The organism is Hyphomicrobium sp. LHD-15, from assembly GCF_031157355.1.
In the GTDB taxonomy this organism is placed as follows: Bacteria; Pseudomonadota; Alphaproteobacteria; order Rhizobiales; family Hyphomicrobiaceae; genus Hyphomicrobium_C.
Map to the genome: position 1 here is coordinate 445,051 of NZ_JAVIFT010000001.1, position 22,033 is coordinate 467,083.

Sequence of the window (22,033 nt, forward strand, 5' to 3'; positions counted from 1 at the left end):
CAATGGGCCTGGATGTAAAGACCTTTGAGACCGAAAGGCTTATACGACATTCTCATGACGTTTTTCGGCGTCCGGCCGGCCGCTGAACACGCGCGGCCAACCGCCGTTCAGTTCGCCCTCGAGAGCACCGTCACTTTCGCTCCTGGGCCCGGCGCAGCGCTGCCGCGAGTGCGCTTTCGCCCTCCGGCTCGGGGCCTTTCTTCGGCGGTGGGGCGAAGTTGCGCGACTGCTGCGAGGCGCCTCCCGAAGGGCGCTGTGCACCCGCATTAGGCGCTCCGCGCTCGAGGGTGCCAGAGCGCATCGTCAGCGCGATGCGCTTCCTCTCGACGTCGACCTCCTTCACGCGCACGCTGACGACATCACCGACCTTCACGACCTCGCGCGGATCCTTCACGAAGCGATCGGCAAGCTCGGAGATGTGCACGAGGCCATCCTGGTGCACGCCGACATCGACGAACGCGCCGAAGGCGGCCACGTTGGTCACGGTGCCTTCGAGTTGCATTCCCACCTTCAGATCGGAGATCTTTTCGACGCCATCGGCGAAGGTCGCGGTCTTGAACTCGGGACGCGGGTCGCGGCCCGGCTTCTCAAGCTCGGCGATGATGTCGGTGATGGTCGGGATGCCGAAGCTCTCGTCGGCGAACTCAGCGGGGCGCAGTGCCTTCAGGAAACCGCGATCGCCGATCATAGCCTTCAAGGGGCGCTTGGTTTTCTCGGCGATACGCTCGACCACCTCGTAGGCCTCGGGATGGACGGCGGATGCATCGAGCGGATTGGTGCCGTTCATGATGCGCAGAAAGCCCGCTGCCTGCTCGTAGGCTTTCGGGCCGAGACGCGGCACCTTCTTCAAGGCGGCGCGCGTCTTGAAAGCGCCGTTCTCGTTACGGAACGCAACGATGTTGGACGCAAGCGTCTGGTTCAAGCCTGAGACGCGCGTCAGCAGCGGCACGGAGGCCGTGTTCACATCGACGCCCACAGAGTTCACGCAGTCCTCGACCACGGCGTCGAGCGAGCGGGCGAGCCCGGTCTGATCGACGTCATGCTGGTACTGGCCGACGCCGATGGCCTTTGGCTCGATCTTGACCAGCTCGGCAAGCGGATCCTGCAAGCGGCGCGCGATGGACACGGCGCCGCGCAGCGTCACATCGAGATCGGGAAACTCCTTCGCAGCCAGCTCGGACGCGGAATAGACCGAGGCACCGGCTTCCGACACCATCACCTTGGTCAGCTTGAGCTGGGGCATCTTGCTCATCAGCTCGGCAACGAGCTTGTCGGTCTCGCGGCTGCCGGTGCCGTTGCCGACGCTCACGAGATCGACCTTGTGCTTCAGGGCCAGAGCAGCGAGCGAAGCCAGCGATCCCTGCCAATCGCGCTTCGGCTCGTGCGGATAAATGGTCGACGTCTCCACCACCTTGCCAGTGGCATCGACGACGGCCACCTTCACACCGGTGCGGAGGCCCGGATCGAGGCCCATGGTCACGCGCGGACCGGCGGGCGCGGCGAGCAGCAGATCCTTCAAGTTCGACGAGAAGACCGTGATGGCCTCGGAGTCGGCGCGCTCCTTGAGGCGCGTGAGAAGATCCGACGTGATGGTGGTGGCGAGGCGCGCCTTCCACGCCAAGCGAACGGTCTCGCCGAGCCAGCCATCGGCGGGACGGCCCTTGTCGGCAACGCCGAACGCGGCACGGATTTTACCTTCGGCCGGATGGGATTTGGTCTCGTCGTGCTCGACGTCGAGGTTGATATCCAGGATGCCCTCGTTGACACCGCGCAGCAGCGCCAGCGCGCGATGGCTCGGCATATCCTTGATCGACTGGCCGAAATCGAAATAGTCGGAGAACTTTGCGCCTTCCGTTTCCTTGGCCTTCTTGACCTTCGAGGCGAGCGTGCCTTCGCTCCATTCCCATTCGCGCAAGGTGCCGACGATGTCGGGACGCTCGGAAATGCGCTCGATCAGGATATGGCGGGCGCCGTCGAGTGCCGCCTTCTGATCGGCAACACCTTTGTCGGCGGCCACGAACTTCTCAGCCTCGGCGACAGGATCGAGCGCAGGATTTGCGAGGAGTGCGTCCGCCAGCGGCTCCAGGCCCGCTTCGCGCGCGATCTGCGCCTTGGTGCGCCGCTTCGGCTTGTAGGGCGCGTAAAGATCCTCAAGCTCGACCTTGGTTGCGGCTGCGTTCAGGGACCGCGCCAGCTCCGGCGTGAGCTTGCCCTGTTCGTCGACGCTTTTCAGGATCGAGGTCCTGCGATCCTCGAGCTCACGCAGATAGACGAGACGTTCGGACAAGGTTCTGAGCTGCGTATCGTCGAGGCCGCCGGTCTTCTCTTTGCGGTAGCGCGCGATGAAGGGGACGGTCGCGCCTTCATCGAGCAAGGCGACGGCGGACGCTACCTGACCGGCGCCAACACGCAGTTCGTCGGCAATACGCTGATTGATCTTGTCCATGGATGGGCCTTTGGATTTACGAGGCGCGAGGTGCCTTAGACCGATTCCGAGGGCACGAACAGCAGCCCCCGGGCGCCGTGCTTTTCTCCGGAGAATTTGGCAAAACGCAGCCCGTTCCCGGCATGATCCCACTCCCTTCGATCGTTTTAAGGGAAATGGGCCCGGTCGCGCCTCTACGCGCCTGCGCCGACGCAAGCGGTCACCATGAGACTGGAAGTCAGCGAAGAGCGCAATCGCTCAGATTATTGCTTTTCGGGGTTCGCATTTTCCTACGATGAACCGGCACCGCCTCATCGGAAAATGCCCCGGGGCGCCGCCACCTACAGTTTGGCGGCGACACGCTTCATCGTCGTGGATCGAAAAGCGGCCGTGCACGTGCCGGCGAAACGGACGATCTTGGCCAGCGACGTGCCGATCCTGCGCCCGACGTTGGCTGCAAGGCACCGCAGCCACCACGCAAAACCAAGCTTCCTGATGTTGAAGACCAATCCGCTCCAGGTGTGCAGCGGATTGTTCAGCCGAATTCCGCGCCGCAAACGGGAGCGCCCGGCGCTCGGAATCGGCGATATCGTCGAGATCGACGGCCTCTCGCCAACGAGAGCTTCGACGAGGCCATAAGAATCGAGGTCGAACTTCCAGGGAAGGCGCGTATCGAGATCGACCGGAAATAGACGCGGTATCGGCTTCAGCATTTTGCGGGCGCCAGCGTTGCTGATCAGATACCCGCGCGTTGCGGCTGGAACCCGCGAAAATCTCGCGAGCGTGTGACCGCTCGGAAGTTTTGCGAGTGGACGGTGGCTGAAGCGACGCGCGGTGCTTACGTGGATGAAATCCCATCCCTCGGGGGCGGCCGCCAGGGTTTCATTGATAACTTTTGCGAAACCCTTGTCCATCGCTGCGTCGTCTTCGAGAACGAGCGCGAAAGGAATGTCTTCCTCGACCAGTTTCGTCCACGCCAGCATGTGGCTTGCGTAGCATCCCACCTCACCCGGAGACAGGCGCGACGGCGGAAACATATGTCGCAGTTCTTGTGGAAGCTTTCGGCCTTCGACCGCGGTGATGCGTTCGGCTTCGAGACCGAGCCATCCGAGATTGACTTCGAGCGCCTTCCGGCGCCCGACGTCCTTGTCCCGATTTATGTAGAGAATTGTGAATTCTCTATCTTTTTGTTCAGCCACAAGAGTACGCATATACCAACTTCAAGTTGTAGCTTTATCCACAGGGAATATTACCCGGACCCTGTTCAGTTGTCTAGCCGCCGGCTCGCACATTCTCTCACGTTCATTCAACTAACCGTCTGCCAACAAACAAATTCCAGGAACGTAGCATCGAGTTAGGATGCTCGCGATTTAAGCTGTGCGGGAGTCGTTCCGCTTTGCGCTGTCCCGACAGGCGGCGCTTCGTCCTCGATGTCGAGAGACACGAGGCGATCGCCTCGCCGGCCAATAGCTGTCGCCGACGCCGAAACCTTTTCCAGTGCCTTGCCGGACAGCGCGAAGTGGCGTTCCAGCTCAGCCACACGCTCCGCAAGCCGCGCGACGTCGCCCAGCAGAAGCCCAACCTCGCGCTGAATGAGCCCGGCCTGATCGCGCATCTTTGCGTCTTTGATAACTGCCTGCACCGTTTGCACCGCGAGCATCAGAATGTTCGGCGCCACGATCACCACGCGCGACCGATGCGCACGCTGCACAAGGTCCGCGAAGTGCTCGTGCAGATCGCCGTAAACAGACTCCGAAGGCACGAACATCAAGGCCGTGTCCTGAGTCTCACCGGGAAGCAGATACTTGCCGGCGATGTCATCGATGTGGCGGCCGACCGCCTCGCGGATGGCATCGCGCGCCGCCTTCGTTTCATCGGCAGCGCGTGCCACGCGGAGCGCCTCGAAACCTTCGAGCGGAAATTTTGAATCGATCACGAGCAGGGCCGCGGAATTCGGCAGGCGGATCACGCAATCGGGGCGCTTGCCGTTCGAGAGCGTGGGCTGGAACTCGTAGGCGCCGGCCGGGAGCGCATCGCGGATGATCGTCTCCATGCGAAGCTGACCGAACGCGCCACGCGCCTGCTTGTTGGCGAGCACGCCCGACAGCGAGCCGACCTCGGACGACAAATCGGCGAGGCTTTGCTTGGCTTCCGCAATGACGGCCAGCCGCTCGTTCAAATTCGAAAGGCTTTCGTTGGTGCGCCGACCGGCCTCGGCGAGGTTGTCGCCCATGTGGCGCGCGAGCGTATCGACGCGTTCGGTGAGGCGCTGGATGGTATCGCCGTTCTGGCGCTGTGTCTCGGCGAGGCTCGATGCCAGGTTACGGCTGACGCCGTCGAGCGCCGAGCCGAGGCGGGTCGCTACCTGCTCGACGCGATCGTCCAGCGCGCGCGCCTCCTCGGACTGGCGGCGCACCGTCATCTCGCTCATGGCGGTGAGGCGGCCCTTGATTTCCGCGAATTCCGCCTGTGCAACGGCCTCTCGCGTTTGCGCCTCGCGGTTGCGGGCCTCCGCTGCGCGCCGAACGCCGAGCGCAATCCAGACCAGGATGACCAGCAGCCCGGCGCCACCCAGCGCCCATGCCGGGTCGAGACCGTTTGCGGCCGCAGCCAACGCCTCGCGCAGCGCGGCGAGCCGTTCGGCCAACGTTTCGGCCCCAGTCGTGGCAGGGTTCGTTTCCACCATAGGCTTTGCGATATCCGATTCGGCTGGCGAAAATTGGTCCGACGCGTACTCCGCGGCCGCGCCTTGCCCGCACGAGCGCCGCACAAATGCCCGAAGCTCGAGCCAAACGTTTCGGCTGCTTCGAGGGGGAGGAACCGTGCGGGCCGTTCTCGTTCTGCTGCTGCTTCTCCCGGTCTCGCAGGCCCTGGCCGACACGCCCGGCGAAGGCGAGGAGCCAGCCATTCGCGCCGTCATCGCCACTTGGTACTCCGAGCTGCAGAAAGGTTCGGAGCGGCGCCACTGGCAGCTCTATGCGCCGGGTGCCATCGACGGCGGACCTGAAGAAACGGAACTCAATCCGCATAGCCGCGCACGGAGCCCGACCGTCTCCAACGAGCTTGCGGCGAAAGCCCTCAAATTTTCTTACGACGTCGACGTGCTCAAGATCGATCCGCGCTTTGCCAAGGCGATAGTATGGGAGCGAGGCTACTTCTATGCCTGGGCGGCGCAGCAAACCTACGAAAACGCCGCCTCGACGTTGTTCATGTTCGAAAAGCAGCAGGATGGCCGCTGGCTGATCCTCGGCCACCAGGCTCAATCGGTCGGAATTCCGCCGAACAAGCGCACCGCCCCGATGCCGGATCTCCGCGATCACTTCTACGCAACGCAGGGCAAGGGGCGAGATCCCAAGGCAGATGCCGAAGCCGCCCGAAAATTCTAGTTTCGCATGATCATGGGCCGCCCGCCTGATCGATACGGACGACGATGGCGGCGCGCCCCTCGATGGCGGGACCGCTCGGATCGACAGGCGGCGGCTCGGCTTCTGCCGCGGCGCTCCGCCCTCGCCGCTTCCGACGCGCAGCGTCCGCGGCTTCGCGGGCCTCGATCGCCTTCTCCCGTTCCGGCGTCGCGCGAACGAACGCGCGCCAATCGCCCAGGATCGCAAAGCGCTGCCGTTCATAGTCGTAGGCGATGCCGTCCGGGCGGCGGCTGTTGCGCTGGCAGATCGCGACGAACTTTTCCTCCCCGCTCCGATCGAAGCGAAGCTGATAGCCTGCGTCGCGGCCGGGCACCTGCACGGTCACGCGCGGCGCGATCAGATTTTCCTGCTCAAGCTCGCTCGGAAACAGCACGAGCGCCTTGCCGTCCGGATCGATGCCGATCAGCGTCAAATGGCAGGCTCTGTCGACACTGACATTCAGCGTTACCAGATCGCGTGGGGCGTAAGCCGGCTGGTCCGGCCAGAGCAGCACGTCGATTTCCGTTTCGGACTGCGGCGCCAACGCCTTCACGGTCTCGGGCGCGGCCTCACCTGCAAGCACGCGTGCGAAGCGGCTCCATACGTCGCGGCTCAAGGTGGCGTACGTAATCTTCCGGGCCGGATAGACGAGGTCACCCTCGAGCTTTGCAAGCTGGCGCATCAGATCGCGCGGCGTGGTGCCCCGCTCGGCGGCCGCGCGCACGAGATCGACGTCGCGTGTCCAGAAGCGTGCGAGGTCAGCCACGGCGCGATGCGCCGCGCCATCGAGTTTCAAGCCGAGTGCGTCCGCTGCGCTCAATGCCTGGGCCGCCAGCCAATCGGCAGGGATGAGCTCGGCGCCCCCGACATCGGGCGCGGGCTCGGCCAGGACGTCCTGCCCACCAGGCGGGCGTTCGAACTCGCTCAGCCGGAAAGCCAGAATCGCGCTCTCTTCGCCCAGCGTTTCGATCTCGAGCGGCTTGGCGCGTCGCGACAAAGCCGTGATGAGCGAGGCGGCGGCTTCACGCAATTCCTTGAGGCGCGCTGCCGGAACGCAGGCGTTCCACAAGTGAACCAGCGACACGAACCGCGTATCGGCGGCTTCCGCCCGGCCCACGGCTGTGGCCCATCGATCGATCACGGCTTCCGTATCTTTAGGCGATATGATGGTGCGCTCGCGGCAGGCTTCGTCGCGGGCGGGCAGGCTATCGATCCAATCGCGGACCGTCTCGATCTCGGCCGGTGTTGGGTGTGGGACGGGGGGGACTGGGGATGGTGGCTCTGCCTTGCCGGCCGATGGCTTGGTCTCGGAGACTGGCGGAGGGGCTTGGCTCGCGAGCAACCGCCGGTAGATGCGGGAGGCGTCGGGAGCCTTTGGGGTGACGAGGCGCGGATCCTCGGCCAGCGCGCCGAGGCTCAAGGCCCCGCCGTTGGCTGCGCCCACTTCGCGGCACTCGGCGCAATACGTTTCGAGCACGGCACGAGCGCGGTCGGCCAGCGGCTTCGGCGGCTCTCCACTGGCACCGACAGCGGCTTCTTGGGCAGGCTCGGCCTTGGTCTCGACGCTGCCCACGCCCAGCGCGGCCGCGAGCGCAAGCCCCCAGCAAGCGCCCGCAAGCATCCAGCTTCCAATTCTCATCGACCCCGCCAACGTCTTCGCATGCCGTAAGAGATTACCGGGTCGGGGCAGGCCCCGCCTAGACGCACTTCAGCCACAGCCCGATTGTGGATAATCGAAGCCGAAAAGATCGAAGCGTTTACCAATCCGGCTTGTCCCAGCGGGGAAAACCGGAGGCGGCCGGCCTCGAAGGTAGCTCGGCGCCCGAGGCTGGCTTATGTGTGGCTTTGGCGTTTCGCCTCCCTCGTCGTGGGCGACCCGACACACACCCTCGGCCACACACGGACACTCGGCTTCATGGCGCACGGTGGAAAAATACTCGTCGATCAGCTCGCGGCGCATGGCGTGGCGCGGGTTTTCGAGGTGCCGGGCGAGAGCTTCCTCGCCGCGCTCGACGGCCTCTACGATACGCTGGCCATCCGCACCATCGTCTGCCGACACGAAGGCGGCGCGGCGATGATGGCGGAAGCCACCGGTAAGCTCACCGGGCAACCCGGCATCGCGTTCGTGACGCGGGGGCCTGGCGTGGTGAATGCCGTCGCCGGCGTCTACGTGGCGCAACAGGATGCGACGCCGATGATCCTGTTCGTCGGGCTGCCGACGACGCCGCTGGAGGAACGCGCGCCGTTCCAGGAAATCGATATCGAGGCGCTGTTCTCGAAGATCGCCAAGTGGACGGCAGTCATCCGATCCGCCGACCGCATTCCCGAGTACGTGGCGCGCGCGTTCCGCGTCGCGGCGTCTGGGCGTCCGGGCCCGGTCGTGATCGGATTGCCCGAGAACGTACTGTCGGCCAAGACTTCGGTGCCGGTCCTTGCGCCCGCGACGCTTGCAGGCGCGGAGCCCGGATCGCGCGAGATGAGCGAACTGGCCCAGCGCCTCGGCGCGGCGGAGCGGCCCCTTCTTATCGTCGGCGGTCCCGGTTGGAGTGATGGCGTCGCGTACGCCATCACAGGCTTCGCGCGGGATTTCGATTTGCCGGTCGCGTCTTCCTTCCGCTGCCAGGACTACGTCGACAATCGCCATCCCTCTTACGTCGGGCATCTGGGCTTCACGACCGACCGCAAGCTCAAGGCCGGGCTCAAGGCGGCCGATCTGGTGATCGCGATTGGAGCCGAACTCGGCGATATCGCGACCAGCGGCTACACGGGGCTCGGCGGGCCCGAGCAAACCGTCATCCAGATCCATCCCGACCCCAGCGCCATCGTGGGGTTCCGGGATGCTTCGCTCGCGATCGCCGCCACGTCACGGGCCTTCTCGGAAGCGCTTTCCGAGTTTGCACCAAATCTGCGTGGCAACCCCGGCGCGACCGCCGTCGAGCGGCCATGGAGCCGGTTTCGTCGCGATCTCCGCGCGGCCTACGAAGAGAGCCTGGTGCCGCGCGCAACTCCCGGCGCCGTGCGGATGGAAGATATCGTCAGCACCGTATCGGCGCTGCTGCCTGAGAACGGGCTGATCACCAACGGCGCCGGCAACTACTCGCAGTGGGTGCACCGCTATTTCCAGTTCAAGCGCTTCCGCAGCGGGCTCGCGCCGACGTCGGGCTCGATGGGTTACGGTCTGCCGGCGGCGATCGCGGCCAAGCTCGCGCATCCCGACGCCCCGGTGGTCTGCTTTGCCGGCGATGGCTGCTTCGCGATGACCTCAAATGAACTCGGTACAGCCGTGCAATACGGACTGCCGATCGTGATCCTGATCGCCAACAACGGCATTTACGGCACCATTCGCATGCACCAGGAGCGCAATTTTCCGGGCCGCCCGAACGGAACCAGCCTCGTCAATCCGGATTTCGCGGCGCTGGCCAAGGCGCACGGCGCCTATGGCGCAACGGTCTCGCGCAGCGAAGATTTCGAAGCCGTGTTCCGCAGCGCGCTCGTGGCGGACGGGCCGTTCGTGATCGATCTCCGGCAGGATCCGGAAGCGATCAATCCGATGGAGACGCTGACGGGCGTGCGGCAGGCGGCGTCGCGGAAGTAGGCATGTCGCTTGTGAAGTGGACCGGAGACGGCACGGGCACTCCCCACTCCACCGCCGCTGACCGGTCTTGCCCGCATGGCATAATCACCTATGCTCAATGTCGGTTTCGCCACTTCCTGGTGTTGGCTGGGCGCCCCAAACTGGCGGCGTTGAAACAAACCAAGGTGAGGTCATCATGAAGCGATACGTCATTGAGCGGGACATTGCAGGCGTCGGCAAACTTCCGCCCCAGGAGATGGGGCAGGCGGCTGCGAAATCGAACGATGCGCTCGCCGAGCTGGGCGCCAAGGTCCAGTGGGTCCAATCCTTCGTCGCGGAGAACAAGACATTCTGCGTCTATCTGGCAGAGAACGAGGCTGCCGTTCATGAGCACGCCCGCATCAGCGGATTTCCAGCGAACAAGGTGACCGAGATCACCGGGATCATCGATCCCATGACGGCGCGCTGACGAGGCCGCGGAGACTGCCCGATGCAAAGCCGGGCAGTCTCACGCGCAGGTGCCAATCGATCCTCTTCCGATTCAACAACAGTTGCGAGCATGATCAACGTTGCCGTCATTCTCTTGAACGACAGTCACGCTTCGACGGCAATTGGACCCATCGAGGTCTTTCACAGCGCTGGCGTTCTTTGGAACACGTTGAAAGGCGTGCCCCCGGTCCCTCGCTTTCGCCTCACCATCGCCTCCCTCGACGGTGAGCCCGTCACGAGCCCCTATGGGCTTCATCTCGTCCCGCAAGTCTCCATCCGAAGTGTCAAGAAAGCTGACCTCATCGTCGTCCCATCATCGGGATTGGATCTCGACACCCAGTTCGCACGTCACGCCGCGCTATTCCCCTGGCTGCGCCGGAAGGCGGCGCAAGGCGCGCACATTGCTGCCACCTGCACCGGTGCGGCCTACCTAGCGCAAGCCGGCCTTCTGGATGGGCACGAGGCGACGACGCACTGGGCAATGGCGGAAGACCTCCGCCATCGCTATCCAAAGGTGAACTGGCGACCGGAAAAATTCATCACCGAGGATCGCCGCATAATGTGCAGCGGCGGCGTCTATTCCTCGATGGATCTCAGCCTCTACCTGGTTGAGAAATTCTGCGGCCACGAGGTCGCGCTGCAGTGCGCCAAGGCTCTGCTCATCAACATGCCGCGCTTCTATCAGTCGGGCTATGCCGTGCTGCCGCTCTCGCGGCCTCATAGCGACGACAAAATCCGCGCGGCCGAAGCGTACATGGAAGAGAACTACGCCCACGATATTTCGATCGAGGGGCTTGCGCGGGACGTCGGGATGAGCTCCCGAAATTTCATCCGCCGCTTCAAGTCCGCGACGGGACGCCTGCCCGGAAACTATTTGCAGGTCCTGCGTGTCGCCGTCGCCAAGGAGATGCTCGAAGACGCTGCACGTTCTGTGCAGACCGTAAGTCTCGCAGTCGGATATGACGATGCGGCCTTCTTCCGGGGTGTATTCAAACGATGCACGGGAATGACCCCAGGCGAGTACCGCGAAAACTTTGCCGGCATGAGAGGCGCGCCTTCAGAACCCGGCATGGGCCGGAAGCAGCCCAAGCTCGCACGCAACCGGCGCTAGCGCGTGGCGCTGTCGTCGTCCCGCAGCCAAATCAGCGCCGTTTCCAATACCTTAAAGTCTTCTGGGGCCTCCTCTTCACCCAATAATATATTTTACAACTTTTGGAGGAAGGCGTAAGGGCGCGGTCTATCGAGATGGATTTCGAAAGACCGCAGACCATGCCCCACTATCGCTCACGCACCAGCACCCATGGCCGCAACATGGCGGGCGCGCGCGGCCTATGGCGCGCCACTGGCATGAAGGACGAGGATTTCGGCAAGCCGATCATCGCGATCGCGAACTCCTTTACCCAGTTCGTGCCGGGCCACGTCCACCTCAAGGATCTTGGCCAGCTGGTCGCGCGCGAGATCGAGGCGGCAGGCGGCGTCGCCAAGGAATTCAACAGCATCGCGGTCGATGACGGCATCGCGATGGGCCACGACGGCATGCTCTATTCGCTGCCGAGCCGCGACCTGATCGCGGACAGCGTGGAATACATGGTCAACGCTCATTGCGCCGACGCGCTGCTATGCATCTCCAATTGCGACAAGATCACGCCGGGCATGTTGATGGCCGCGATGCGCCTCAACATCCCGGCCATCTTCGTCTCCGGCGGCCCGATGGAAGCGGGCAAGGCGGACCTGCGCGGCCAAACCGTCGCGCTCGACCTCGTGGACGCCATGGTCGTGGCCGCAGACGACAAGTACACCGACGAAGAGGTGAAGATCGTCGAACGGTCGGCCTGCCCGACCTGCGGATCTTGCTCGGGCATGTTTACCGCCAACAGCATGAATTGCCTGACCGAAGCCCTCGGCCTCGCACTTCCCGGCAACGGCTCCGTTCTCGCCACCCATGCCGATCGCGAGACGCTGTTCCGCGAGGCGGGCCGTACCATCGTCGGCCTCGCTCGCCGCTGGTACGAGCAGGAGGACGCCTCTGCCCTCCCCCGCAACATCGCCAACTTCGCCGCGTTCGAGAACGCGATGAGCCTCGACATCGCGATGGGCGGTTCGACAAACACCGTGCTCCATCTGCTCGCCGCAGCCTACGAGGGCGAGGTGAACTTCACCATGGGCGACATCGACCGGCTGTCGCGTCGCGTCCCCTGCCTGTGCAAGGTCGCGCCCGCCAAGCAGGACGTGCACATGGAGGACGTCCATCGCGCGGGCGGCATCATGGCGATCCTGGGCGAACTGGAGCGCGCCGGGCTCATCGACGCCAGCCTGCCGACCGTCCATTCCAAAACGATGCGCGAGGCGCTCGATCACTGGGACATCAGCCGCACCGGCAGCGAGAGCGTACGCGAGTTCTTCAAGGCTGCGCCCGGCGGGGTGCGTACGACGGTCGCCTTCAGTCAGAGCAACCGCTGGAAGGATTTGGACCTTGACCGCAAGTCCGGCGTGATCCGCGATGCGAAGCATCCGTTCTCGAAGGATGGCGGTCTTGCCGTGCTTTACGGCAACCTGGCGCCCGAGGGCTGCATCGTGAAGACGGCGGGCGTGGACGAATCCATCCTGACCTTCCACGGCACCGCGCGCGTCTATGAAAGCCAGGACGCGGCCGTCGCGGGCATCCTGAGCAACAAGGTGACGAAAGGCGACGTCGTCGTCATCCGCTATGAAGGGCCGAAGGGCGGGCCGGGCATGCAGGAAATGCTCTATCCGACCAGCTACCTGAAATCGAAAGGGCTCGGAAAGGCCTGCGCGCTCATCACCGACGGGCGCTTCTCCGGCGGCACTTCGGGTCTCTCTATCGGCCATGTTTCGCCGGAAGCGGCCGAGGGCGGGCTGATCGCGCTGGTCGAGACCGGCGACCGGATCGTGATCGACATCCCCAACCGCATCATCGAGCTGGACGTGGACGATGCCGAACTCGCCCGGCGCCATGAAGAGATGGTCGGACGCGGCAAGAAGGCGTGGAAGCCTTTGGACCGCAAGCGCACCGTCTCCCCGGCGCTGCGCGCCTACGCGGCGCTTACCACCAACGCCGCGCGCGGTGCCGTGCGCGACGTGAGCCAGATCGAGAAGGACTAAGCCCTTGTTTCCCTCCCAGGGGAAACGACGGCACGGGCTCTAGGAAATCGCCAGTCGAAGCTGCAGATCGTTCGTGGCCTGCCTCAGACCTCGGATTGTCGTCCAAACGGTGGTGAACGGCGAGCGCGCCCTCGGGCGAACGAGCGCCGTGGCCAGTAAAACGGCTCCAAAAGCTTGCCAATCCTGGGAATTGCGGTTAGACAGCCGCCATCTCACACGCGCACTCCCATGCGCCTTGCGGATTAAAAGCCCCGCAGGGTCGCTCCGGTGGACAAGCTAAGCCCATAAAAAGGCTATGCTTTTCTTCTCAGGGTGCGCGGAGGATCAACCGGAAAAGGATACGTCGCACATGTCAGTGCCGCAATTCAACATGCGCCAGCTTCTGGAAGCCGGCGTTCACTTCGGTCACCAGTCGCATCGCTGGAACCCCAAGATGGCGCCCTTCATCTACGGCGCCCGCAACAACATCCACATTCTCGACCTGACCCAGACCGTGCCGATGCTGCATCAGGCGCTGAACAAGGTCTCGGATACGGTCGCTTCGGGCGGTCGCGTGCTGTTCGTCGCCACCAAGCGCCAGGCCTCGGATTCGATCGCGGAAGCCGCCAAGAAGTCGGCCCAGTACTTCATCAACCATCGTTGGCTCGGCGGCACGCTGACCAACTGGAAGACGATCTCGACCTCGATCCGCCGTCTGCGCCAGCTTGACGACATCCTGGCCGATCCGCAGGGCCGCACCAAGAAGGAAGTGCTCAACATCCAGCGCGAGCGCGACAAGCTCAACCAGGCGCTCGGTGGCATCAAGGACATGGGCGGCGTGCCGGACCTGCTGTTCGTCATCGACACGAACAAGGAAGGCATCGCGATCAAGGAAGCCCGCAAGCTCGGCATTCCGATCGTCGCCATCGTCGACACCAACTGCGATCCCGACGGCATCGATTTCCCGGTTCCGGGCAATGATGACGCCGGCCGCGCCATCACGCTCTATTGCGACCTCATCGCACGCGCTGCCCTCGACGGCCTCGAGCGCGGCCAGGGTGCCTCGGGCGTAGACGTCGGCGCTTCCAGCGAACCGCCGGCCGAGGCGCTGCCGGATGCCCCGATCAAGATCTTCAAGGGCATCGACGGGCCGCGTGGCGAAGCCGACGATCTCAAGCGGATCACCGGCATCAACAACAAGACCGAGCAGAAGCTCAACGACGCCGGCGTGTTCCACTTCTGGCAGATCGCCGACCTCGACGCCGAAAACCTCGCCGCACTGGACCGCAAGCTGAAGCTCAAGGGCCAGATCGAGCAGGAAGGCTGGGTCGCCCAGGCCAAGAAGCTCGTCGAGGCCACTGCGGCCTAAGGCGCATTCGAGCCGCGCACGGCGAGCCCCTGGCTTCTCCAGCGCGCCGATATTTTCGAGCGGGCCGCACGTCGGCCCGCTCGGCGACTTCCGGAGCGTGTCCGGGCGGCAAGCCTCCCGGGCTTGTTTCGTTTTCGATTCAACGTGCTTCAGGCCGGATCATCGGCCTGCCGGAACAAATGCTTTCCGGAAGCACTCTAACGACGCCGCAGCCTCTGATGGCAGGGATCCGGCGCAAAAAAGGAGCAGTCATGAGCACGATTTCGGCCGCGACCGTCAAAGAGCTGCGCGACAAGACCGGTGCCGGCATGATGGATTGCAAGCAGGCGCTGACCGAGACCAACGGCGACATGGAAGCCGCCATCGATCTGCTGCGCAAGAAGGGCCTTTCGAAGGCTGCCAAGAAGTCGGATCGCGTCGCGGCGCAGGGCCTGATCGGCGTCGTGTCCAAGGTCAAGTCCGGCGCGGTTGTCGAGGTCAACTCCGAGACCGATTTCGTCGCCCGCAACGCCGACTTCCAGCAACTCGTGCAGACTATCGCGTCGCTCGCGCCGGCGGCCGGCGGCGACGTCGCCAAGCTTCTCGCGACCGCCTATCCGGGCGGCAGCGGCACCGTCGACGACAAGGTCAAGGAAGCCATCGCCACCATCGGCGAGAACATGGCTCTGCGGCGCACGGCTGCTCTCTCCGTCAAGGAAGGCGTCGTTGCCGACTACGTGCACAGCAAGGCGGCGGACGGCCTCGGTAAGATCGGCGTTCTGGTGGCGCTCGAGAGCGCAGGTGATACGGATTCGCTGATGACCCTCGGTCGCCAGCTGGCCATGCACATCGCCGCCACGAGCCCGCAGGTCGTCAACGTCGAGGACCTGTCCAAGGAGGCCCTCGACCGCGAGCGCGCCATCTATCTCGAACAGGCGAAGGCCGAGCCCCGCAACGCCGGCAAGTCGGACGAGATCCTGCTCAAGGCCGGCGAAGGCCGCCTGCAGAAGGAGTTCGTCAGCCAGGCGGTTCTTCTGAAGCAGGTGTTCGTCATCGACGGCAAGGCGTCCGTCGCGGAGATCCTCAAGCAGGCCGAGAAGGATGTCGGCGCTCCGGTCAAGGTCGCGGGCTTCGTGCGCTATCAGCTCGGCGAGGGCATCGAGAAGAAGGAAGAAGATTTCGCCGCGGAAGTGGCGAAGACGGTCGGTGCCGCCAAAGCGGGCTAACGATAAAGACGGAAAAAGCCGGCGCATTCGCCGGCTTTTTTTTGCCAAGGCACGTTCGGGTGGCGGGGGGATGCTTTGGGTTGCATGGCTCCGCCAGGCTTCTAGCTGCACGGCTCCGCCATGACTTTAGTCGCACGACGCCGCCATGACCGCTTCCCGCTTTTCCGGAAGCACTCACCTTTGTCGTGCTTCTTACCGTAAAACCGGTTTCCACTTTTCCGGAAGCACTCTAGAACGCGCTACTCTCTTCTTCGAACGCACGGCAAACGTTCGCCGGAAATCGCGGAGGCCCGCATGGCAAACGATGGTAATTCGCTGAAATACAAGCGCCTGCTCGTCAAGCTTTCGGGCGAAGCGTTGATGGGCCGGAACGGCTACGGTCTCGACAACGCCGTCGTCGACAGGCTGGCTGCCGATCTCGCGGAAGCCCTCGAGGCGGGCTGCGAAATTTCAGTGGTGGTCGGGGGCGGCAACATCTTTCGCGGCCTGCAGGGCGCTGCCAAGGGCATGGATCGCGCGACCGCCGACTACATGGGCATGTTGGCCACGGTGATGAACGCGCTTGCGCTGCAGAGCGCGCTGGAAGCGGCCAAGGCGCCAGCGCGCGTGCTCTCGGCCATCCCGATGCCGACAGTCTGTGAACCGTATGTCCGCCACCGGGCGCTCTATCACCTCGAACGCAGGCGGATCGTCATCTTTGCGGCCGGCACCGGCAATCCGTTCTTCACCACCGACACCGCCGCGACGCTGCGCGCCATCGAAATGGGCTGCGATGCCGTGGCAAAGGCCACCCAGGTCGACGGCGTCTATTCGTCGGATCCCAAAAAGAACCCGAACGCCCAGCGCTTCGAGCGGCTCAACTACTCCGAAGTGCTGGCTCAGGATCTGCGCGTCATGGACGGGGCCGCGATCGCCCTTGCCCGCGACAATCATCTTCCGGTAATTGTCTTTTCCATCGAGGAACCGGGCAATCTCATCAAGCTGCTGCGGGGATCCGCACGAGCCACGGTCATTCACGACTGAACCGCGAAACGGGCTCGCGCGGCGCTCTCACAGCATTTGCGGCCGCGACACTCGTAGCCAGCCCGCGGAGCCAAAAAAGGAGAACAATCCGGTGTCGATCACGACTTTCGATCCCAAGGATATCGAAACGCGCATGCGCGCGTCGCTGGAAGCGCTAAAGCGCGAGCTGGCAGGACTTCGCACGGGCCGAGCCAGCGCCCACCTCCTGGATCCGGTGCAGGTCAACGTCTACGGCTCGCGGATGCCGATCAACCAGGTGGCGACCGTCACGGTGCCGGAGCCTCGCATGATCTCGGTGCAGGTCTGGGACAAGAGCAATGTCCAGGCCGTGGACAAGGCCATCCGGGAAGCCAACCTCGGTGTAAATCCGGTGGTTGACGGCACCATGATCCGCCTGCCGATCCCCGCGCCCACGGCCGAGCGGCGCCAAGAGCTCGCGAAGCAAGCCCACAAATATGCCGAAGCTCACCGTATCGCGGTCCGCAACGTGCGGCGCGAGGGCATGGATCTTCTCAAGAAACTCGAGAAGGACGGCAAGATGAGCGAAGACGAGCACCACAAGAATTCTGCCAAGGTGCAGGAACTGACCGACAAGCTCATCAAGGAGATCGATCAGACCCTCACGACCAAAGAGGCGGAGATTCACAAGGTTTGAGACGTGTCCGGCCGGGCGCCGGTCCCGCAAAATTGTGGGGCCGGCGCGAAATCTGGTGCGGAAGCCTCGGCCGGCGTGCCAGACTGGACGGAATGCGAACATGATTAGGCCGCAACGCCCGGCCAGACTTCTGCTCTCATCGTCATTATCGGCATAGACAGCCGGCCGTTTCGAAATCCACGCCAGCCCAGCAAAGCGCAAATGCACGCGGCAGACAGATCGACATCCTCCGAGGAAACGCCCGATGCGGCGATTATGCCGCGCCACGTCGCAATCATCATGGATGGCAACGGTAGATGGGCAGCCGAGCGTGGGCTGCCGCGGGCGCTCGGACACCGCTCCGGCGTCGAGGCCGTGCGACGGACGGTCAAGGCAGCGATCGACCTCTCGATCCCGTTCCTGACGCTCTACAGCTTTTCGTCGGAAAACTGGTCGCGCCCCAAGGATGAGATCGACGATCTGATGGGGCTGATGAAGCGCTTCATCCGCTGCGATCTCGCCGAACTGCACCAGAACAACGTTCGAGTGATGGTGATCGGTGAGCGCGAAAACATCGATCAGGAAATGAAGGCACTGATCGATGAGGCGTGCGAGCTTACGCGTGAGAACACGCGGCTCACCCTAGTCATCGCCTTCAACTACGGCGCCCGCAGCGAGATTACGCGTGCGGCTCGGCGGATTGCCGAGGATGTGGCGGCGGGACGGCTCGATCCGGCCGACATCACCGCAGAGCGCATGACGCAGGCGCTCGACACCGGCGGCATCCCCGATCCAGAGCTTCTGATCCGAACCAGCGGCGAGCGCCGGCTCTCGAACTTTCTGCTGTGGCAGTGCGCCTATACCGAATTCGTGTTCCTCGATGCCTACTGGCCGGATTTCAGCCGCGAGCTTCTGCTCGAGGCCGTTTCGCAATTCAAGGCGCGAGAGCGGCGTTTCGGCGGCCTGCCTTGCCGTTCGACGGCCTAAGGAATCGAGGCCATGGAGGACGACGGGACCGTTGCGGAGCCTGGCACCATCGTGCCACCAGCGAAACTCTCCGATCTGTGGCTAAGAGCGCTTTCGGCGATCGTGCTTGCAGCGCTCGCCTTCGCGCTGGCGTGGGCCGGCGTGCTGCCGTTCGCGGCTTTGGTGCTCGCCGTCGCGCTCATCATGAGCTGGGAATGGTCCAAAGTCGTGCGCGGGGCCGGCCTCGATGTCAGCCTTGTCGTGCACGGACTTTCTGTCATCGCCGCCGTGGCGCTCGCGAGCTTCGGATTTGCCGCGCTCGGCGTCGCGGTGCTGCTGATCGGTACCATTATCGTGCTGGCGCTGGAATTCGGCGGGCATCCGTTGTTCTCGGCGGCCGGCGTCATGTACACGGGACTTCCGGCCGTGGCGCTGCTCTGGCTGCGCGGCAGCGAACCGCACGGCTTCAATGCCATCCTGTTCATTGTTCTCGTCGTCGCCGCCACCGATACCGCCGCTTACGCATTCGGTCGTCTTCTCGGGGGGCCGCGCCTCGCAACCGCCATCTCGCCCAACAAGACGTGGAGCGGCTTGATCGGCGGCGTCAGCTTTGCGGCTGTCATCGCCGGCGTTTTCGCCTACTTCACCGGCGGGCCGGTGCTGGCGCTCGCGCTGACCGGCCTCCTCATGGGCTTGATCGCGCAGGCTGGCGATCTTGCGGAATCGGCGATGAAACGGGCCTTTCACGTCAAGGATGCGAGCCAGCTGCTGCCTGGGCACGGCGGCTTCATGGATCGCATGGACGGGCTGGTTTCGGTTACTGTTGCGGCAGCGCTTGCGGCGCTGTTTCTCAACCCTCAGGCCCCCGCGGCTGCACTGCTCTCGGGGCTGCCGGTTGCGGGCCTGTGACGCGAAACTCAACGCGACTCCGGCCACGCGCTGGTGACCGCCCCTATTCTGGCGCATAAACAACCGCCGACGTTCGCCTTGCTGGCGGATCTGGTGATCAATCGGGAGACTGGCTCAGGATGGTTGAGGTCGGCGTAAAGAACGGCATGGCCGACCGTCTGGACTCCTCGCACGGAAGCACGCGGGCGCTCCCCCGCGCTGCCGACGCGCCGCTGCGGCTTTCGATCCTCGGTGCGACCGGCTCGATCGGGACCAGCACGCTCGATCTGGTGGGCCGAAATCCAGATAAATACGAGGTGGTTGCGCTTACCGCGCAATGCAATGTCGACCGCCTCGCCGAGCTTGCCATCACGCATCGGGCCAAAGTTGCGGTGGTCGGTGACGAAACCCACTACGAGGCGCTCAAGGCGCGACTTTCGGGTACCGGCATTCGCGCCGCGGCAGGTGCGGCGGCCATCGAAGCCGCCGCGGAGGAGCCGGCCGACTGCATCATGGCGGCCATCGTCGGCGCCGCCGGGCTGAGGCCCACATTCGCGGCCGCGCGACAAGGCTCTCGCGTCGCACTCGCCAACAAGGAATGCCTCGTATCAGCCGGCGAAATCTTCACCCAGCACGTGCACCAGAATGGGGCCGAGCTGCTGCCCGTCGACAGCGAGCACTCGGCTGCGTTCCAGGCGATTGGCCGGACGCCCGCAAAATCGATCGAAAAGATCATTCTGACGGCCTCGGGCGGCCCCTTTCGCACCTTCGACAAGGAGCGGCTTGGCCGCGTCACGCCCGAGGAAGCGCTCAAGCATCCGAATTGGTCGATGGGCGCGAAGGTCACGATCGATTCCGCGACGCTGATGAACAAGGGGCTCGAACTCATCGAAGCCTTCCACCTGTTTCCGGTCGGCCCGCATCAGCTCGAGGCAATCGTGCACCCGCAGTCGGTGGTGCATTGCCTGGTCATGCTCGAGGACGGCTCGGTGATGGCGCAGCTGTCGCAGCCGGACATGCGGACGCCGATCGCCCTGGCCCTGGCCTGGCCCGAGCGGCTCGCGACACCGGTCTCGCGGCTCGACCTCATCACGCTCAAAACGCTGTCGTTCGAAGCGCCTGATACCGATCGTTTTCCGGCGCTCGCGATTGCGATCGAAGCCCTGCACCGGGGTGGGGCGGCCCCTGCCGTGCTCAATGCGGCCAACGAAATCGCGGTCACGGCGTTTCTCGAAAAAAAGATCGGTTTTCTCGAAATTGCGCGTACCGTCGCGGCATGTCTTGAAAAGGCCGAAGCTCGCGGTCTTCTTAAGGGTGTGGATACACTCGACGGCGTTCTTGCGGTCGATGAAGAAGCGCGACGCATGGCGCGACTGCTGCTTCCGGTATAAGACTTCGCGGGCTGAACGCGTGCCCGCCTCCCCGCTGAAACATTGGCCTCAACCGACAGGATTCGAGCAGAATGATCGAAGGGTTAATCAGTCAGGTTCTCTCCTGGGGCCTCAACATTCTCGCCTTCCTGTTCGTGCTGAGCGTGGTCGTGTTCTTCCACGAGCTCGGGCATTTCCTGGTGGCCCGCTGGTGCGGGGTCACGGTGACAACCTTCTCGATCGGGTTCGGGCGGGAGCTCTGGGGCTTTTACGACCGCCACGGTACGCGCTGGCGGGTCGCGGCCATCCCGCTCGGCGGCTACGTCAAGTTTCTCGACGACGCCAACGTTGCAAGCCAGCCTTCGGGGGGCGAGCCACTGTCGCCCGAACAACAGGCCGGCTCGTTTCACGGCAAGCCCGTCTGGCAGCGCGCACTCGTGGTTGCAGCGGGACCGATCGCAAACTTCCTGATTGCAGCGCTCATCTACACCGCCGTCAACGTCACCTATGGCGTCTCGATGATCAGCGCCCGGGTGGACGAGGTCGTCGCCGGAATGCCGGCCGAGAAAGCCGGCCTCAAGTCTGGTGACGTCATCACCGACATCGACGGCTGGTCGATCGAGACGTTCGACGATGTCGTGCGCATCGTCGCGGCGAGCAGCGGACGGCTGCTGACCATGACCGTCGATCGCAACGGCGAAAGTCTCACCTTCCCCGTGCAACCGCATATGCGGGACCAAAAAGACGATCTCGGCGTCACCATCCGCCTCGGCGACATCGGCATCCGCCGCAATATCCCGGCCCGCATCGGTGCCGTCATTCCGGATTCGCCCGCGGCAAAAGCCGGATTCGCAGCCGGCGACGTCATTACCGGTATCGACGGAGCGCAGATCTCTTCATTCGAGGACGTGATCAACGCGGTCGGGCCTGCGGCGGGACGTGCGCTGGCGGTGACCGTCGAGCGCAAGGGCACCCCCCATACACTCGAGGTTGTACCGCAAAGCACGCCGACAACCCAAGCTGACGGCAAGGTCATCGAGCGGGGCCGGATCGGCGTTGCGCCGGACCGCCCGGAGCCGGTGTCCGTCTCGGCCGTGGAAGCCGTTCGGCTCGGCGTGCGCGAAACGTATGCAAACATTGTTCAGACGATCACGGGCATCGCGGACATCGTGACGCAACGCCAGTCGGCGGATCAGGTTGGCGGGCCTATTCTGATGGCCGAGGTGACGGCGCGCGTGGTGGAAATGGGCTGGGAGCCGCTCCTGCGCTGGACGGCACTGATTTCCGCAAACATCGGTCTCTTGAATTTGTTGCCAATTCCGGTGCTCGACGGCGGACATCTCGTGTTCTACGCGATCGAAGCGATCCGGCGGCGACCACTCAGCCAGCGCGTCCAGGAAATTGGATTCCAGATTGGCATCGCGCTGGTGCTGATGCTGGTCGTATTCGTCAATCTCAACGACCTGATGCGCCTTGGGAAAAGGTGGCTTTTTGGTGGCGGCTAGAATCCTTGGTGACTGACGTAAACTTGCCACTTCCCAGTGTCTTACCCAGTTGTTAAGAATGGAGGAAGTGAGCGGTCTA

General features: G+C 64.0%; 17 protein-coding genes. 13 read left to right on the plus strand and 4 right to left on the minus strand.

Features of this window, described 5'->3' with window-relative positions; genetic code table 11:
- Positions 1 to 130 precede the first annotated feature (130 nt).
- From RCO24_RS02050 to RCO24_RS02060, 3 genes are all read right to left on the minus strand, one after another.
- On the minus strand, positions 131 to 2,446 hold the full coding sequence (locus RCO24_RS02050; protein ID WP_308959718.1) for a Tex family protein: 2,316 nt from the start codon (positions 2,444 to 2,446) through the stop codon (positions 131 to 133).
- Positions 2,447 to 2,766: 320 nt separating this feature from the next.
- Complete coding sequence (locus RCO24_RS02055; protein WP_308959719.1) at positions 2,767 to 3,624, minus strand: glycosyltransferase family 25 protein; 858 nt, start codon at positions 3,622 to 3,624, stop codon at positions 2,767 to 2,769.
- Between the two features lie 155 nt (positions 3,625 to 3,779).
- Positions 3,780 to 5,111 carry a DNA recombination protein RmuC gene (locus tag RCO24_RS02060; protein ID WP_308959720.1) on the minus strand — a complete coding sequence of 444 codons (1,332 nt, stop codon included), beginning with the start codon at positions 5,109 to 5,111 and terminating at the stop codon, positions 3,780 to 3,782.
- A gap of 136 nt (positions 5,112 to 5,247) precedes the next feature.
- On the opposite strand from RCO24_RS02060, the gene RCO24_RS02065 reads away from it, so the two are divergent.
- A complete protein-coding gene (locus RCO24_RS02065; protein ID WP_308959721.1) occupies positions 5,248 to 5,811 on the plus strand; it encodes a hypothetical protein in 564 nt (187 codons plus the stop codon).
- 10 nt (positions 5,812 to 5,821) lie between these two features.
- Here the strand turns inward: RCO24_RS02065 and RCO24_RS02070 are convergent, their stop codons facing one another.
- Positions 5,822 to 7,468 carry a DUF4384 domain-containing protein gene (locus RCO24_RS02070; protein WP_308959722.1) on the minus strand — a complete coding sequence of 549 codons (1,647 nt, stop codon included), beginning with the start codon at positions 7,466 to 7,468 and terminating at the stop codon, positions 5,822 to 5,824.
- A gap of 198 nt (positions 7,469 to 7,666) precedes the next feature.
- Here RCO24_RS02070 and RCO24_RS02075 point away from each other — a divergent pair, with 198 nt between their 5' ends.
- The 12 genes from RCO24_RS02075 to rseP all read left to right on the plus strand — a co-directional run bounded on the left by RCO24_RS02075 (position 7,667) and on the right by rseP (position 21,954).
- Positions 7,667 to 9,424 (plus strand): thiamine pyrophosphate-dependent enzyme, encoded by a 1,758-nt coding sequence (locus RCO24_RS02075; RefSeq protein ID WP_308959723.1) that lies wholly within the window; start codon positions 7,667 to 7,669, stop codon positions 9,422 to 9,424.
- A 175-nt stretch (positions 9,425 to 9,599) separates the two neighbouring features.
- A complete protein-coding gene (locus tag RCO24_RS02080; protein ID WP_308959724.1) occupies positions 9,600 to 9,872 on the plus strand; it encodes a DUF4242 domain-containing protein in 273 nt (90 codons plus the stop codon).
- A 90-nt stretch (positions 9,873 to 9,962) separates the two neighbouring features.
- Complete coding sequence (locus tag RCO24_RS02085) at positions 9,963 to 11,003, plus strand: helix-turn-helix domain-containing protein (RefSeq protein WP_308959726.1); 1,041 nt, start codon at positions 9,963 to 9,965, stop codon at positions 11,001 to 11,003.
- 158 nt (positions 11,004 to 11,161) lie between these two features.
- A complete protein-coding gene (gene ilvD / locus RCO24_RS02090; protein WP_308960877.1) occupies positions 11,162 to 13,015 on the plus strand; it encodes a dihydroxy-acid dehydratase in 1,854 nt (617 codons plus the stop codon).
- A gap of 349 nt (positions 13,016 to 13,364) precedes the next feature.
- Complete coding sequence (locus RCO24_RS02095; RefSeq protein WP_308959727.1) at positions 13,365 to 14,363, plus strand: 30S ribosomal protein S2; 999 nt, start codon at positions 13,365 to 13,367, stop codon at positions 14,361 to 14,363.
- Between the two features lie 251 nt (positions 14,364 to 14,614).
- Positions 14,615 to 15,568 (plus strand): translation elongation factor Ts, encoded by a 954-nt coding sequence (gene tsf, locus RCO24_RS02100; RefSeq protein ID WP_308959728.1) that lies wholly within the window; start codon positions 14,615 to 14,617, stop codon positions 15,566 to 15,568.
- A 294-nt stretch (positions 15,569 to 15,862) separates the two neighbouring features.
- The gene (gene pyrH, locus RCO24_RS02105; protein WP_308959730.1) at positions 15,863 to 16,591 is read left to right on the plus strand and encodes a UMP kinase; all 729 of its coding nucleotides are present in this window, start codon (positions 15,863 to 15,865) and stop codon (positions 16,589 to 16,591) included.
- Positions 16,592 to 16,682: 91 nt separating this feature from the next.
- On the plus strand, positions 16,683 to 17,246 hold the full coding sequence (gene frr / locus RCO24_RS02110) for a ribosome recycling factor (RefSeq protein ID WP_308959731.1): 564 nt from the start codon (positions 16,683 to 16,685) through the stop codon (positions 17,244 to 17,246).
- A gap of 201 nt (positions 17,247 to 17,447) precedes the next feature.
- Positions 17,448 to 18,212, plus strand: coding sequence for an isoprenyl transferase (locus tag RCO24_RS02115; RefSeq protein WP_308959732.1), 765 nt, complete (start codon positions 17,448 to 17,450; stop codon positions 18,210 to 18,212).
- A gap of 12 nt (positions 18,213 to 18,224) precedes the next feature.
- Positions 18,225 to 19,100 carry a phosphatidate cytidylyltransferase gene (locus tag RCO24_RS02120; RefSeq protein ID WP_308959733.1) on the plus strand — a complete coding sequence of 292 codons (876 nt, stop codon included), beginning with the start codon at positions 18,225 to 18,227 and terminating at the stop codon, positions 19,098 to 19,100.
- A 146-nt stretch (positions 19,101 to 19,246) separates the two neighbouring features.
- Positions 19,247 to 20,470, plus strand: coding sequence for a 1-deoxy-D-xylulose-5-phosphate reductoisomerase (locus RCO24_RS02125; protein ID WP_374990921.1), 1,224 nt, complete (start codon positions 19,247 to 19,249; stop codon positions 20,468 to 20,470).
- Between the two features lie 71 nt (positions 20,471 to 20,541).
- Positions 20,542 to 21,954 (plus strand): RIP metalloprotease RseP, encoded by a 1,413-nt coding sequence (gene rseP, locus RCO24_RS02130; protein ID WP_308959735.1) that lies wholly within the window; start codon positions 20,542 to 20,544, stop codon positions 21,952 to 21,954.
- Positions 21,955 to 22,033 lie beyond the last annotated feature (79 nt).

Coding starts and splice junctions, on each gene's coding strand:
- RCO24_RS02060 (WP_308959720.1), bottom strand. CDS start 5,111: ATGGTGGAAACGAACCCTGCCACGACTGGGGCCGAAACGTTGGCCGAA.
- RCO24_RS02085 (WP_308959726.1), top strand. CDS start 9,963: ATGATCAACGTTGCCGTCATTCTCTTGAACGACAGTCACGCTTCGACG.
- RCO24_RS02120 (WP_308959733.1), top strand. CDS start 18,225: ATGGAGGACGACGGGACCGTTGCGGAGCCTGGCACCATCGTGCCACCA.
- RCO24_RS02070 (WP_308959722.1), bottom strand. CDS start 7,468: ATGAGAATTGGAAGCTGGATGCTTGCGGGCGCTTGCTGGGGGCTTGCG.
- RCO24_RS02125 (WP_374990921.1), top strand. CDS start 19,247: ATGGCCGACCGTCTGGACTCCTCGCACGGAAGCACGCGGGCGCTCCCC.
- RCO24_RS02095 (WP_308959727.1), top strand. CDS start 13,365: ATGTCAGTGCCGCAATTCAACATGCGCCAGCTTCTGGAAGCCGGCGTT.
- RCO24_RS02080 (WP_308959724.1), top strand. CDS start 9,600: ATGAAGCGATACGTCATTGAGCGGGACATTGCAGGCGTCGGCAAACTT.
- pyrH (WP_308959730.1), top strand. CDS start 15,863: ATGGCAAACGATGGTAATTCGCTGAAATACAAGCGCCTGCTCGTCAAG.
- ilvD (WP_308960877.1), top strand. CDS start 11,162: ATGCCCCACTATCGCTCACGCACCAGCACCCATGGCCGCAACATGGCG.
- RCO24_RS02115 (WP_308959732.1), top strand. CDS start 17,448: ATGCACGCGGCAGACAGATCGACATCCTCCGAGGAAACGCCCGATGCG.
- tsf (WP_308959728.1), top strand. CDS start 14,615: ATGAGCACGATTTCGGCCGCGACCGTCAAAGAGCTGCGCGACAAGACC.
- rseP (WP_308959735.1), top strand. CDS start 20,542: ATGATCGAAGGGTTAATCAGTCAGGTTCTCTCCTGGGGCCTCAACATT.
- RCO24_RS02050 (WP_308959718.1), bottom strand. CDS start 2,446: ATGGACAAGATCAATCAGCGTATTGCCGACGAACTGCGTGTTGGCGCC.